Source organism: Pseudoduganella sp. UC29_71, from assembly GCF_042693265.1.
In the GTDB taxonomy this organism is placed as follows: Bacteria; Pseudomonadota; Gammaproteobacteria; order Burkholderiales; family Burkholderiaceae_D; genus Rugamonas.
The window spans coordinates 1015946-1029534 of sequence record NZ_CP170549.1; the positions used below are offsets into that span (position 1 = coordinate 1015946).

The following is a 13589-nucleotide window of genomic DNA, read 5'->3' on the forward strand; positions in this document are numbered from 1 at the left end:
ATTCCTTCTATTTGAATGGCGCCAGTATACGCTGCGGCGCAATGTTCCGGGCGGAAGAATGCGGCGGCGCTTACAATGGCGCCATGACAACCGACACTCCAGACCCATCCGGCGTTCCGCACGCCTACGCCGCCCTCGGGCCAGATTGCGTGCTCGACGCGCTGGACAGCATCGGCCTGTACGGCGACGGCCGCCTGCTGGCGCTGAACAGCTATGAAAACCGCGTCTACCAGGTCGGCATCGAAGACGGCAAGCCGCTGGTGGCCAAGTTTTACCGCCCCGGCCGCTGGAGCGACGCCGCCATCCTGGAAGAACACGCCTTCGTGGCTGAACTGGCCGAGCGGGAGATTCCCGTGGTGCCGGCGCTGACCGTCAACGGCAAGACCCTGCATGAATACCAGGGCTTCCGCTTTTCCGTGTTCCCGCGCCATGGCGGCCGCGCACCCGAGCTGGGCGACCCGGCCGTGCTGGAATGGACGGGCCGCTTCATCGCCCGCATCCACGAGGCCGGCAAGTTGGGCGTCTACCAGGAACGCCCTGCGCTGGACCCCGCCACCTTCGGCACCGAGCCGCGCGACTACCTGCTGGCCAACAACTTCATTCCGGCCGAACTGCTGGCTGCCTACCGCAGCGTGATCGACCAGGCGCTGGAGGGCGTACAGCGCTGCTATGACAGGGCAGGGGACGTATCGCTGCTGCGCCTGCACGGCGACTGCCACGGCGGCAACGTGCTGTGGACCGACGCCGGCCCGCACTTCGTGGATTTCGACGACAGCCGCATGGGGCCGGCCATCCAGGACTTGTGGATGATGCTGTCCGGCGAACGCCACGAGCAGGTGCGCCAGATGGGCGACATCCTGGCCGGCTACGAGGATTTCTGCGACTTCGACAGCCGCGAAATGCACCTGGTGGAAGCGCTGCGCACGCTGCGCCTGATCCACTATTCGGCCTGGATCGCGCGCCGCTGGGACGATCCCGCCTTCCCGGCTGCCTTCCCCTGGTTTAACACCCAGCGCTACTGGCAGGACCGCGTGCTGGAGCTGCGCGAGCAGATCGCCCTGATGGACGAGGCGCCGCTGCCGGTGTAAAAAGTTTTCCGATTGCCTGTCACAAAGTGTTTCCCCGCTGCGTCTAATATGCAAGGGAACACCCTTAGATCGCATCTCAATCTAATGAAAGGCACATCATGAAAATCGTCGTCATCGGAGGTACCGGGCTGATCGGCTCGAAAACCGTCGCCATCCTGCACCAGGCAGGCCACGAAGTGCTTGCGGCCTCGCCGTCCAGCGGCATCAACAGCTACACCGGCGAAGGCCTGCGCGAGGCCATGGCCGGCGCGCAAGTCGTGATCGACCTGGCCAACGCCCCGTCGTGGGCGCCCAGCGAAGTGCTGGACTTCTTCCAGACCACCAGCCGCAACATCCTCGCGGCGGAAGCCGAGGCGGGTGTGCAGCATCATCTTGCGCTGTCCATCGCCGGCACCGACCGCATGCCGGACAACGGCTACTTCCTGGCCAAGGTGGCGCAGGAGCAGGCCATCGTGGCCTCCGGCATTCCCTACACCATCGTCCGCGCCACCCAGTTCATGGAATTCCTCGGCGGTATCGCTGCCGCCGGCGTGGACGGCGACGTGATCAGGCTGGCGCCGGGCCAGTTCCAGCCCATTGCGGCCGACGACGTGGCTGCCAGCGTAGCCGCCGTGGCGCAGGCCGCGCCCATCAACGGCATTGTCGAGATCGCCGGCCCGGAGCGCGCGCCGCTGAACGAATTCATTGCCCGCTACCTGAAAGCCGTGGGCGACGAACGCACCGTCGTGCGCGACACCGAAGCCCGCTACTTTGGCGGCCGCGTGGAGGAACTGTCGCTGGTGCCGATGGGCGAGGCCCGCCTGGGCAGCATCAACCTGGACGCATGGCTGCGCCGTGCACAGGCATCGGCTTGATAAACGCACTTGATCTGTAAGGAGAATTCCATGAAAGCCACCCTCAGCATCCTCAGCGTCCTGCTTGCCGCCGCCCTGCCGTTCGGCAGCGCCAATGCGGAGGCGCCCAAGGCGAAAAATGCCAAAGTGACGCAGGTCTACCAGCACGAACTGCCGAATGTGCCCGGCAAGAGCATCAAGGGCGTGCTGGTCGAATACGGTCCCGGCGGCTATTCGCCCGGCCACACTCACGCCCGCTCCGCCTTCATTTACGCCACCGTGCTGGAAGGCGCCATCCGCAGCCAGGTCAACGACGGCCCGGAAACGGTGTACACGGCCGGCCAGAACTTCTCTGAGCTGCCGGGCGACCGCCACGGCGTCAGCGCCAACGCCAGCAAGACCAAGCCGGCCAAGCTGCTCGCAGTGTTCGTGGTCGATACCAATGACAAAGAGTTAACTACGCCGTTCGACTGAGTCCGGCCGGCCCCGCCATGTGACGAAATGGCGGGGTTTTCCCGCTCTGCTTGGGGCTAGGCCGGCGCGCTTGCTGTTTGATAATGCTTATTCAGAAGTCCCGGCGGGTGCCGGGGCGCACGATTAAGCGAGAAATCTCATGCAAGCACAACCGGCACAGTCCTTCGAACCAGTCATTCCGGCCATCGATGTTCCCGTTCCGCCCCTGCAAGAGTCCGCTGAACCGGCCCCGCGCGGCGCCATGGACATGAACGCCATCAAGGAAGCCATCGCCCGCGTGGAAGCCGAAGCCAAGGCGGCTTGCGCCGCCGAGAGCCGCGCCCACGCCGAGGCGCGCGCCCGCGCCTTGGCCGACGACCGCGCCGCCATCGATGCCGCCGCCGCCGCGGCAGCCCAGCAAAGCGCGCAAGCGGCCGAGGAAGCCATTGCCGCCAACCGCGAGCGCCTGGAAAGCCTGCGCGCCGCCGCCCAGGCCAGCGTGGCGCGCCTGGAAGCGGTGAAAATGGAAACGGCCGAGCTGCGCGCCCGCGCGGAAGCCGACACCCAGATCCGCCTGGCCGCCGAGCAGCGCGCCCGTGCCGAAGAGGAAAGCCGCCGCCGCGCCACCGAGCAGATCGCCACCGAATCCGAACTGGCCGAACAAGCCGCCCGCGCCGCCGACGAACTGACCGCGCAAACCGAACAGGCCCGCAAGCAGGCTGCCGAGCGCCTGGCCGCCGTGCAGGCCGCGCGCGAGGAAATGGTGGGCATCGCCTCGGCCGACGCCCGCCTGGCCACGCTGGCCCGCGAACGCGAGCGCCATGCCTACGGTGCGCGCCAGACCGCCGACGCGCTGGCCACGGCCGAAGCGGAAGCGCTGGAACTGACCGTGCAGCGCGAACGGGCCGACCAGATCGCGCTGGAAGCGGCCTTCAACCGCGCCGCCGCCGAAGCGCGCGCGCTGGAAGAAGCCCGCGCGCTGGCCCACCTGGAGCAGGAGCGCGAAGCCATTGCCCTGGCCAAGGCCGAATCCGAGCGCAGCGCCGCCCAGTCGCTGCACCTGCGCCTGCAGACCGAAAAGGAAATCCGCGACGCGGCTATCCAGCGCGAGCGCCTGGAAGCGGTGGCCGCCGCCAGCGCGCAGGCCCGCCGCGACGCGGACGCGCGCATCATCAGCGCCACCGAGGCGCGCATCGAAGTGGACCGCCAGCTGCGCGCCGTGGCGCTGGCGCGCTTCGAAGCCGAGCAGCAGGCGGAAATTGAAACCCTGGCCAAGGTGGAAGCCGAAGCGCAGGCGCTGGAGCAGGCCCGCCTGCGCCAAGCCGCCGAGCAGGCCGCCGCCGAAGCGGCCCGCGCCGACAGCCTGGAGCAGCAGCGCGCCGCCCAGCTGGCCGACGAGCGCGCTTCGCTGTCGCGCGCCGCCGTCGAGCTGGCCGCGGCGCAGAATGCCGCCGAGCAGGCCGAAGTGGCCACGCTGGCTGCGCAGGTGGAAGCGCAGAACGCCGCCACCGCGCTGGCCGAGGAAAAAGCCGCCCGCGCGGCCGACTTGCTGGCCGCCGAGCAAGCCCGCGCCGCTGCCGAGCAGCAAGCCATCGCCGCGCTGAAGGAGCGCCTGGAAGCCGAGGAGGGCGCATTCGCCGCCGCGCAAGCCCGCGCCGCCGCCGAGCAGCAGCAGGCCGAAGCGCTGCGCCAGCAGCAGGCCGCCGATGAAAGCCTGGCCGCCGCAGCGGGCAAGGAAGCGGCCGCCATGCAGCTGATGGCTGAGCAGACCACCGTGGAAGCCGAACAGAAGGCCATCGCCGCGCAAGCCGTGACGGCGCAGGCCCGCCTGGCCGTGGAGCTGAGCGAAGTGCATGTGCAGCGCGCCCAGGTGGAAGAGGAGAAGGCGGCCAAGGCTGCCGAACTGCTCAAGGCCGAGCAGGAATTCGTGGAAACCGAGCGCCATTCGCTGGCCGTGATCGACCAGAAACTGACCCAGCAGCGCCTGGCCAATGCGGCCGAAGAGCGCGCCGCCAAGTCCATCGAGAGCCGTCTGGAATCGGAGAAGGCCGCTGCCGCCGCGCTGCGCGCGCAGGCGGAGGCGGAGCAGCAGCAGGCCGAATTGGCCCGCGAGCATGAGCTGGCGGTGCAGGCGGCGGCCAAGGCTGCGCAGGACAAGGCGGACGAGCAGAAGGCGCTGGTGGCGGCGGCGCAGGCGCACGCGGCCTTGCAGCGCAAGGTGGTGGATACTACCCAGGCCATGACCTTGGCCAAGCAGAAGCTGCTGGAACTGGAAACCCGCCGCCAGCACGCGGCGCAGAATGCGCTGAACGCGATTGAGGAGAAGCTGGCTGTGGAAGTGGCGCAGACGGCGCTGGCGGAAGAAAATGCCTTTGCCGCGACGCTGGCGGCGGCGCGCGCACGTGCCGAGCACGAGCAGTCCGAAACCATGGCGCGCGACGTGATCGGGCGCTTGAAGGAGACGGCCGGCGCGGTGTGGCGCGGCCGGTGAGGCGGCGGGTTACGGCGCTGTGCGCCTAACCCGCCCTACAGTACGTACAGTACGTGATGGGATTGATGTCGTAGGGCGGATTAGGGGCGCAGCACCGTAATCCGCCATTTTTTATTGCGCGGGAACCTGCAGGCGTTCGGCGTAATACTCGGTTTCGCCGAAGCAATCGGTCGGCACGCCCTTGTGCTGCGCGTAGGTGATCAGCACGCGCTTGCCGGTGGCGGCGGACATCTGCCTGGCCAGCTCGGGATCGCGCACGCTGAACTGGAATTTCTCCGGGATCGCGCCGGGCATCGAGGTCAGCAGCAGCTCGCCTTCCCAGGTCTTGCAGATCCAGCCGCGCTTGGAGAACTTTTGCAGGTAGCCGGCCCGTTCGCCTTCCGAGTAGGACACGTTGAGCGTGATCCAGGTGTAGCCGGCGAACAGCAGGCCGGCGCCCAGCACGAGCGCCAGCAGGATGTATTTGATGCGGGGTGATTTGATCATGTGTTTTGCTGGTTAGGGTGGCAACCTTGCGATCTTATCACTCCCCGCCCATCTGGCGGCGGTGGCGCACCGATGACCACAGCGACACCAGGATGAACGCCACCCCGGACAGCCCCGTGAACCATTCGGGAATGTGGTATTTCACGCTGGCCAGCATGATCAGCGCCAGGATGCCGATCGCGTAGTGCGCGCCGTGTTCCAGGAACACGAATTCGTCCAGCGTGCCCTTGTGCACCAGGAACACCGTCAGCGAGCGCACGAACATGGCGCCGATGGCCAGGCCCAGCATGATGATGACCACGTCCGAGGTGATGGCGAAGGCGCCGATCACGCCGTCGAAGCTGAACGAGGCGTCCAGCACTTCCAGGTACATGAAGCCGCCGATGCCGCCCTTGGCCAGCGCCACGCCGGTGTGCGGGTCGTGTTCCTCGCTCTCGAGCAGGCCGCTGATCCAGTCCACCGCCACGTACACTGCCACGCCGATCACGCCGGACGACAGCACGCTGAACTTTTTCGCTTCCGGCACCAGCGCCACGCAGGCCAGCACGCCGAGCAGGGTCAGCAGGATGGCCAGGCCGCCGGTGCCCAGCGCGCCCAGTTTTTCCTCCACCCAGCCCAGCCAGTGCAGCTCTTTTTCCTCGTCGAACAGGAAATTGAGGAAGACCAGCAGCAGGAAGGCGCCGCCGAAGGCTGCCACCTCGGCGTGCACGCCGGTCAGGTAGCGCGAGTATTCGTCCGGCGTGGTGAGCGCCATATTCCACACGTCCACCAGGCCCAGGCCGGTGGCGAAGGAGACGATGAGCAGCGGGAACAGCAGGCGCATGCCGAACACGGCCACGATGATGCCCACCGTCAGGAACAGTTTCTGCCAGAAGGCGTTCCAGTCTTTCAGCACGGCGGCGTTGACCACCGCGTTGTCGAAGGACAGCGAGACTTCCATCACGCCCAGCACGGCGGTAATCCACAGCGCGGTCAGCAGTCCGGCGCTGCCGCCCCGGCTATAGCCCCACCAGCCGGCGATACCCATCAGGATGACGGTGACGAGGATGGATATTCTGAAGTGTTTCATGTAGTTCCCTGTTGTGTTCTTTTAGGGTGTCGATTTTATATGACTTGCTATCGCCGTCCACATCCATTCTGCGATAATGGACGGATTGCCACAAAGGAATTCTCGATGGATCTCGCCTATTTGCTCACTCCTGTCATTACCTGGACCGCCGTCGGTCCGATCAAATTTTTGATCAATAGCGCCAAAGCGCGCCGCTGGGCGTTCAATCTGGTCGGCAACGGCGGCTTCCCCAGCAACCACAGCGCCGTGGTGTCCAGCATGGCCACCCTGATCGCGCTGCGCGAGGGCATCGGCCATCCGGCCTTCGGCGTGGCGGTGACGCTGTGCTTCATCGTCGTCATCGACGCCAACAGCCTGCGCCAGCACGTCGGGCGCCAGGCGGCGGCCATCAACCGCCTGGCCAAGGGCGACGACGGCAAGAGCGGCGCCCACACCTGGCTGCGCGAACGCATGGGCCACACGGTGGTCGAAATCATCGGCGGCCTGTGCACCGGCATTGCCATCGGTCATTTGGTGCACGCTTTTTTCGGCCGATGATCGTCCGCTGATTTTGCGGTCTATCCGCCATTTCAGCATTCCAGCCACAAAAACCCGCAGTCTGGCCCCCTGCGAATTGACACTGCACCTCCGCCCCCGGATACTCTGCGGCTTGCAGAAACTGCATCTAATAACAGCAAAGTAGTCCTATCCTCTGGAGATTTATATGTTGCGTGAAACCCTCATAGCTTTTGCCGTCGCTTCAGCGCTAGTCGCCTGCGGCAAGTCTGATAAAGCGCCCGAGGCCGGCCAGGCCAGCGCGTCGGCCAAAGCCGCTGCGAAGGACGACAAGAAACTGGCTACGCTGCAGATCGCTCCAGAGGATCTGGTCACCGTGGAAACCAATGCGCTGGCTTCCGGCCCGGTGGTCACCGGCTCCATCGAGCCGGAACGCAAGGCCGACATGCGCGCCGAAGTGGGCGCCGTGGTGATGCAGGTGCTGAAGGAAAACGGCGAGCCGGTGAAGAAGGGCGACCTGCTGGTGCGCCTGGACGATACCTCGCTGCGCGACGCCATGAATTCGGCCAGCGAGGCCGTGCGCGCCTCGACCCAGTCGCTGGAGCAGGCCGAGCGCGTGCTGGCGCGCCAGAAAACGCTGAAATCGTCCGGCATGGTGTCCTCGCAGGTGCTGGAAGACGCCGAAGTGCGCCGCAACAACGCCCAGAGCGACCTGTCGGCCGCCAAGGCGCGCCTCGTGGCGGCCAACCAGCAGCTCTCGCGCACGCTGGTGCGCGCGCCGTTCGACGGCATCGTCTCCGAGCGCAAGGTGTCGGCCGGCGATACCGCGCAGGTGGGCAAGGAGTTGATCAAGGTGGTTGATCCGGCGTCGATGCGCTTTGAAGGCCGCGTCTCGGCCGACAAGGTGGGCGTGGTGAAAACCGGCCAGAACGTGGTGTTCGCCATCAACGGTTACCCGGGCCAGAGCTTCACCGGCAAGATCAAGCGCGTCGATCCGGCCGCCAACTCGGTGACCCGCCAGGTCGAAGTGCTGGTGGAATTCACCGACAAGGCCCGTCCAGGCGTGGCCGGCCTGTTCGCCGAAGGCCGCATCGAAGCGGCCACCACCGCCGCCCTGATGATCCCCGAATCGGCGCTGGTCAAGCAGGGCGACGACACCTTCGCCTGGAAGATCAAGGACAAGGCCCTGGTGAAAGCCCGCCTGGCCATCGGCGCGCGCGACGCGCGCAGCGGCAACTGGCAGGTGGAAAACGGCCTGGCCTCAGGCGACATGGTGCTGCGCGCGCCGTCGTCGGCCTTCCGCGACGGCCAGAAGGTCGAGATGCAGCAGCCCAAGGCGGTGGCTTCGGCCGGTTCGGCCGCTGCGGCAGCGAACAAAGGAAACTAAGCCATGTTCTTATCCGATTTCAGTATCAAGCGCCCCGTCGCCATGATCGTGCTGATCGTGGCGATGATGGCCATGGGCTTGCTGGCCCTGTCCAAGCTGCGCGTCAACCAGAACCCGGACGTGGACGTCCCGGTGCTGATCGTCAACATCCCGTACCCTGGCGCGTCGCCGGAAACCGTGGAGCGCGAAATCATCAACCGCCTGGAAAAGTCGCTGCAAAGCATTTCCGGCGTGACCGAGTCCTACAGCACCTCGCGCGAGGGCAGCGCCACCATCGAACTGCGCTTTAACTTCGACAAGAACCTGATCGAGGCATCCGACGAGGTGCGCAACTCCATCGCGGCGGTGCGCTACAAGCTGCCGACCGAGATGCGCGAGCCGATGATACAGCGGGTCGATACCTCGGCCCAGCCCATCATGCAGGTGTCGCTGTCGTCCAAGTCGATGTCGCACGCGGCCATTTCGCGCCTGGCGGAAGACAAGCTGGCCGACCGCTTCCGCGCGCTGGACGGCGTGGCCGTGGTCAATGTGAACGGCGCGCTGCGCCGCGAGCTGTCGGTGCTGCTGCGCGCGGAAAAGCTGCGTGAATACAATGTGTCGGTGGCCGAGGTGGCCAACGCGCTGCGCATGCAGAACACCAATGCGCCGGTGGGCAAGGTGCGCGGCAACCTGGACGAGAAGGCGATCCGCCTGGTCGGCCGCATCGAGCGTCCGGAAGAGTTCCAGGAAGTGGTGGTCAAGCGCCGCGGCGACGAACTGATCCGCCTGGGCCAGCTGGCCGTGATCGAGGACGGCTTTGCCGAAATCAACAACGTCAGCCTGCGTTCGGGCAAGGCCAACGTGGGCCTGTCCATCATCCGCTCGCGCGAAGCGTCCACCGTGGCCGTGGCCAAGGAAACCCGCAAGCTGGTCGAGGAAATCAACAAGGAACTGGGCGATAGCGCTTCGCTGGAAATCACCCAGGACGGCGGCGAGGACGCGCAGGATTCCCTGAACAACGTGATCGAGGCGCTGGTGTTCGGCGCCGTGCTGACCATCTTCGTGGTGTACGCTTTCCTGAACTCGTGGCGCTCGACCTTGATTACGGCGCTGTCGCTGCCCACTTCCGTGGTGGCGGCCTTCATCGCCGTGTGGCTGTGCGGCTTCACCTTGAACTTCATGACCCTGCTCGGCCTGTCGCTGGCGATCGGCGTGCTGATCGACGACGCCATCGTGGTGCGCGAAAACATCGTGCGCCACATGCAGATGGGCTCGGACCGCCGCAAGGCCGCGCTGAACGGCACCGCCGAAATCGGCCTGGCCGTGGCGGCGACCACGTTCTCCATCATGGCCGTGTTCATCCCGGTGGCCTTCATGCCGGGCATGCCGGGCGAGTGGTTCCGTCCATTCGCGCTGACCGTGACCTGCTCGGTGGCCGTGTCGCTGTTCATCTCCTTCACGCTGGACCCGATGCTGTCGGCCTACTGGGGCGACCCGCCCGACCACCATACGGCCCAGAAAAAGGGCATCGGCAAGGTGCTGGACAAGTTCAACCACTGGTTCGACCACCAGGCCGACCGCTACGGCAAAGTGATCGCCTGGGCGCTGCACCACCGTCGCTGGATGGCCGTGATCGCCTTCGCCACCTTCGTCGGCGCGCTGTTCCTGCAGGCCAAGTGGGGCGGCACCAGCTTCCTGCCGAAGTCGGACTTCGGTTCGCTGGCCATCGAGGTGCGCACGCCGTCCTCGTCCAGCCTGGACTACACCAAGATGAAGATGGACAAGGCGGCGCAAATCGCCCACACCATTCCTGAAGTGAAGGCCACCAGCACCTATGTGAACCTGTCGGGCGGCCGCATCTGGGTCGACATCGGCAAGCGCTCCAAGCGCAAGCGCGACGCCACCGAGATCGGCGTGGAGCTGCGCCAGAAGCTGGCCGGCCTGGTGGGCGGCGAGTTCGTGGTGCTGGACGACCTGTCCAACAACGCCCGCAAGCCGGTGCAGATCGACTTCGTCGGCCCGGATTCGCGCAAGCTGATGGATATCACCAACACCTTCATGGACAAGCTGCGCCAGGTGCCGGGCGCGGTGGACGTGGGCCTGTCCGAGCAGGACCCGAAGGATGAGCTGCAGATTGAACTGAACCGTTCGCTGGCCAACTCGATGGGCATTTCCGCCGGCGACGCGGCGCAGGCGCTGCGCGTGGCCTTTGCCGGCATCGAAGTGGGCGACTGGGTCGATCCGACCGGCGAAACGCGCGACGTGGCGGTGCGCCTGCACCCGGATGACCGCGTCAGCCTGGACAACATCGAGCGCCTGCCGATCGGCGTGTCCAACACGAATATGATGGTGCCGCTGGACCAGATCGCCCGCATCACCATGGGCAAGGGTCCGTCCACCATCCGCCACAAGGACGGCAAGCGCACCATTTCGGTGTCGGCCAACGTGGAAGGCCGCGCCCACGGCGAAGTGATTTCGGACGCCATGAAGCTGGCCAAGTCGCTGGACTACCCGCCCGGTTTCGGCCTGGCCGTGGGCGGTTCGGGCAAGGACCAGCAGGAAGTGTTCACCCAGATGGGCATTTCGCTGGTGGCCGGCATCGGCCTGATGTACCTGGTGCTGGTGATGCAGTTCGGCTCCTTCACGGCGCCCGGCGCGGTGATGCTGTCCCTGCCGCTGTCGCTGATCGGCGTGGTGGTGGGCCTGCTGGTGACCGGCGGCACCTTGAACCTGATGAGCTTTATCGGCGTCATCATGCTGATGGGCCTGGTGGCCAAGAACGCCATCCTGCTGCTGGATGCGGCGCGCAAGCGTGAAGAGGAAGGCTATGGCCGCGAGGATGCGCTGATGTATGCGGGCCGCATGCGCCTGCGCCCCATCCTGATGACGACCTTTGCGCTGATCGCCGGCATGATGCCGGTGGCCATCGGCATGGGCGAGGGCGGCGAGTTCTACCGTCCGATGGCGATCGCCATCATCGGCGGCACCATCACCTCCACCTTCCTGACGCTGCTGGTGGTGCCGACCTTCTACGACAGCATCGAAATCGCGCGCGACCGCATGGTGGCCAAGTTCCACCGCCGCGACGCGCGCTGGGGCTCGGCCCTGGCTTTCCTGATGACCTTCGTGGAGGCGCTGCTGGCGCTGGTCTTCGTGCGCCTGGTGTACCGCATGCTGAAGTGGGTGGTGCTGAAGGTGGCGGGCCGCGGCACCGCCAGCCTGAAGCCGGCCGCCTAAGCGCGCCAGGCTTCATTCCTTGGGGGACCCTGCGGGGTCCCTTTTCTTTTCTTAGAGGGTTAACTCAAGGCAATTGCTTCATGAATGTAGTATGCTGGCCCCCCGCCTGGCGCCGGCTGGCCGCTGCCGGGGATATGACAATAGCAACTACCTTGAGACTCACATTGAAACCTAAACACCTGCCCCTGATTGTGGCCGCCGCGCTGGCCGCCATGTCCACCTCCGCCCTGGCTTCGGGTTACCATTTCGGTTCCCAGAGCGTGTCCGCGCAAGCGACTGCCGACGCCAACGGCGCCGAAGCCGCAGACGCCAGCGTATTGTTCGCCAACCCGGCCGGCATGAGCCGCCTGCAGGGCCAGAACTTCAGCGCCGGCGCCACCGCCGTGGTGCCGCACTCGACCTACAACGACACCGGCTCCAAGCGCTTCACCGGCACGCCAACCGGCGGCACGCCCACCGAAGACTACGCGCCGGACGTGGTGGTTGCCCCGTCGCTGTACTACACCAGGCAGATCAACAGCCAGTGGACCGCCGGCATGGGCCTGTTCGTCCCGTACGGCACCAAGCTGAACTACGGCGACAACTGGAACGGACGCTACGCGCTGACCAACATCAAGCTGGAAGCGATTGCGCTGAACCCGTCCGCGTCGTTCAAGCTGAACGAGCAGCACTCCTTCGGCTTCGGCCTGACCGCCGAGTTCATGAAGGCTGAGCTGGGCCAGGCCGTGGACGTGCCGGGCACCGTGGCCGCGCTGGCGGGCACGCCGAACAGCGCCGCGCTGGTCAAGCAGATCATGGCCCTGGGCGGCAATCCGGCCGCGCTGGCGAAAGTGCAGGACGGCCGTGGCGAGAACGACGGCAAGGACTGGGGCTTCGGCTTCAACCTGGGTTATATGTTCCAGCTGGACAAGGACACCCGCTTCGGCATTGCCTACCGCTCGTCTATCTCGCACAAGCTGAAAGGCTCGACCGTGTGGGACTTCTCCAACGTGACCGCCGATCCGGTGGTGAACAAGGTGCTGGCAGCCAGCTCGCGCAAGGTGAACTCGGCCGCCCTGGTGGCGCTGCGCACGCCGGAAAAGCTGTCGCTGAACGCCTTCCACCAGATTAACGAGCGCTGGGCCGCCATGGGCGACGTGACCTGGACCCGCCATTCGCGCATGGGCGACCTGCACATCCAGTTCCCAGGCACGGACGAGGGCGACGAAGTGATCCGCCAGCAGTGGAAGAACACCGTGCGCGTGTCGCTGGGCACGAGCTACAAGTTCGACGACAAGCTGACCCTGCGCGGCGGTATTGCGCATGACCAGACCCCGGTCAACAGCGACGAGCTGCGCCATCCAGCGCTGCCGGACAGCGACCGCAACCAGCTCTCCTTCGGCGCCAACTACAAGCTGTCCCCGCGCGCGTCGATCGACCTGGCGTACAGCTACCTGGACTTCAAGGATGCCAACGCCAACTACCGCAACAACTGTTCGCCGCTGACGGCAGGCTGCACCGGCAACGGTGAAACCACGCGCGGCACCTACCAGACCAACCTGCAACTGCTGGGCGTGGCGTACAACTACAAGTTCTAAGCCGCCCGTAGCAGTGTCGTGACCAGGCAGGCTGTCCCGCAAGGGCAGCCTGCTTTTTTATTGTTGGCCTCAGTATTTCGGCGGCGGCGGGTTGTCCTTGCTGGTGCCTGTGCCTGTGCTGGTGCCGGTACCGCTGCCGGTGGTGCCCGAGGTGCCGCTGGTGCCGGACGTGCCGCTGCCGCTGGTGCCGCTTGCCGGCGGCGTGGCGTTCTGGTCGCTTGGCGTGGTCGGCGTGGCCGGCGTGGTGGTGTCAGGGCCCGTGCCAGGAGTGGGCGACGCGGCCGGCGGCGTGGTGCTCGGCGTGGTGGATGGGGTTGTTGCGTTGTCGGTGGTGCCGGTGTCGGCGGCGCGGTTCTTGCAGCCCGCCAGCGTGGCGGTGGCGAGGATGGCGCTCAACAGCAGCGTGGTGCTCAATGTTTTCATGGTGTTTTCCTTTCAAAATATAAAGGCTAAGGGGAATACGCCAGAGTAAGTCCTTATCGTTGGATTCGTTT

11 protein-coding genes are annotated in these 13589 nt (G+C 65.9%); 8 read left to right on the forward strand and 3 right to left on the reverse strand.

Annotated features, from left to right (window positions below; all coding sequences use genetic code 11):
* Nucleotides 1–83: 83 nt before the first annotated feature.
* From ACFJI2_RS04485 to ACFJI2_RS04500, 4 genes are all read left to right on the forward strand, one after another.
* Entirely contained in the window at nucleotides 84–1088 is a 1005-nt protein-coding gene (locus ACFJI2_RS04485) for a serine/threonine protein kinase (RefSeq protein ID WP_377703921.1), read from the forward strand.
* Between the two features lie 98 nt (nucleotides 1089–1186).
* Nucleotides 1187–1942 (forward strand): SDR family oxidoreductase, encoded by a 756-nt coding sequence (locus ACFJI2_RS04490; protein ID WP_377703922.1) that lies wholly within the window; start codon nucleotides 1187–1189, stop codon nucleotides 1940–1942.
* Nucleotides 1943–1972: 30 nt separating this feature from the next.
* The gene (locus tag ACFJI2_RS04495) at nucleotides 1973–2395 is read left to right on the forward strand and encodes a cupin domain-containing protein (RefSeq protein ID WP_377703923.1); all 423 of its coding nucleotides are present in this window, start codon (nucleotides 1973–1975) and stop codon (nucleotides 2393–2395) included.
* 139 nt (nucleotides 2396–2534) lie between these two features.
* Nucleotides 2535–4865 (forward strand): hypothetical protein, encoded by a 2331-nt coding sequence (locus tag ACFJI2_RS04500; protein WP_377703924.1) that lies wholly within the window; start codon nucleotides 2535–2537, stop codon nucleotides 4863–4865.
* Between the two features lie 111 nt (nucleotides 4866–4976).
* Here ACFJI2_RS04500 and ACFJI2_RS04505 read toward each other — a convergent pair whose 3' ends face one another.
* Nucleotides 4977–5351 (reverse strand): hypothetical protein, encoded by a 375-nt coding sequence (locus tag ACFJI2_RS04505; protein WP_377703925.1) that lies wholly within the window; start codon nucleotides 5349–5351, stop codon nucleotides 4977–4979.
* 37 nt (nucleotides 5352–5388) lie between these two features.
* Nucleotides 5389–6420 (reverse strand): DUF475 domain-containing protein, encoded by a 1032-nt coding sequence (locus tag ACFJI2_RS04510; protein WP_377703927.1) that lies wholly within the window; start codon nucleotides 6418–6420, stop codon nucleotides 5389–5391.
* Nucleotides 6421–6525: 105 nt separating this feature from the next.
* On the opposite strand from ACFJI2_RS04510, the gene ACFJI2_RS04515 reads away from it, so the two are divergent.
* From ACFJI2_RS04515 to ACFJI2_RS04530, 4 genes are all read left to right on the forward strand, one after another.
* Nucleotides 6526–6957 (forward strand): divergent PAP2 family protein, encoded by a 432-nt coding sequence (locus ACFJI2_RS04515; RefSeq protein ID WP_377703928.1) that lies wholly within the window; start codon nucleotides 6526–6528, stop codon nucleotides 6955–6957.
* Between the two features lie 166 nt (nucleotides 6958–7123).
* A complete protein-coding gene (locus tag ACFJI2_RS04520) occupies nucleotides 7124–8302 on the forward strand; it encodes an efflux RND transporter periplasmic adaptor subunit (protein ID WP_377703929.1) in 1179 nt (392 codons plus the stop codon).
* Between the two features lie 3 nt (nucleotides 8303–8305).
* Nucleotides 8306–11518, forward strand: a complete 3213-nt coding sequence (locus ACFJI2_RS04525; protein ID WP_377703930.1) for an efflux RND transporter permease subunit — start codon at nucleotides 8306–8308, stop codon at nucleotides 11516–11518.
* A 164-nt stretch (nucleotides 11519–11682) separates the two neighbouring features.
* Nucleotides 11683–13095 (forward strand): OmpP1/FadL family transporter, encoded by a 1413-nt coding sequence (locus tag ACFJI2_RS04530; RefSeq protein ID WP_377703931.1) that lies wholly within the window; start codon nucleotides 11683–11685, stop codon nucleotides 13093–13095.
* Between the two features lie 69 nt (nucleotides 13096–13164).
* Here ACFJI2_RS04530 and ACFJI2_RS04535 read toward each other — a convergent pair whose 3' ends face one another.
* Complete coding sequence (locus tag ACFJI2_RS04535) at nucleotides 13165–13518, reverse strand: hypothetical protein (protein ID WP_377703932.1); 354 nt, start codon at nucleotides 13516–13518, stop codon at nucleotides 13165–13167.
* Nucleotides 13519–13589: the final 71 nt, after the last annotated feature.

Coding starts and splice junctions, on each gene's coding strand:
- ACFJI2_RS04520 (WP_377703929.1), top strand. CDS start 7,124: ATGTTGCGTGAAACCCTCATAGCTTTTGCCGTCGCTTCAGCGCTAGTC.
- ACFJI2_RS04485 (WP_377703921.1), top strand. CDS start 84: ATGACAACCGACACTCCAGACCCATCCGGCGTTCCGCACGCCTACGCC.
- ACFJI2_RS04510 (WP_377703927.1), bottom strand. CDS start 6,420: ATGAAACACTTCAGAATATCCATCCTCGTCACCGTCATCCTGATGGGT.
- ACFJI2_RS04505 (WP_377703925.1), bottom strand. CDS start 5,351: ATGATCAAATCACCCCGCATCAAATACATCCTGCTGGCGCTCGTGCTG.
- ACFJI2_RS04525 (WP_377703930.1), top strand. CDS start 8,306: ATGTTCTTATCCGATTTCAGTATCAAGCGCCCCGTCGCCATGATCGTG.
- ACFJI2_RS04515 (WP_377703928.1), top strand. CDS start 6,526: ATGGATCTCGCCTATTTGCTCACTCCTGTCATTACCTGGACCGCCGTC.
- ACFJI2_RS04500 (WP_377703924.1), top strand. CDS start 2,535: ATGCAAGCACAACCGGCACAGTCCTTCGAACCAGTCATTCCGGCCATC.
- ACFJI2_RS04495 (WP_377703923.1), top strand. CDS start 1,973: ATGAAAGCCACCCTCAGCATCCTCAGCGTCCTGCTTGCCGCCGCCCTG.
- ACFJI2_RS04535 (WP_377703932.1), bottom strand. CDS start 13,518: ATGAAAACATTGAGCACCACGCTGCTGTTGAGCGCCATCCTCGCCACC.
- ACFJI2_RS04490 (WP_377703922.1), top strand. CDS start 1,187: ATGAAAATCGTCGTCATCGGAGGTACCGGGCTGATCGGCTCGAAAACC.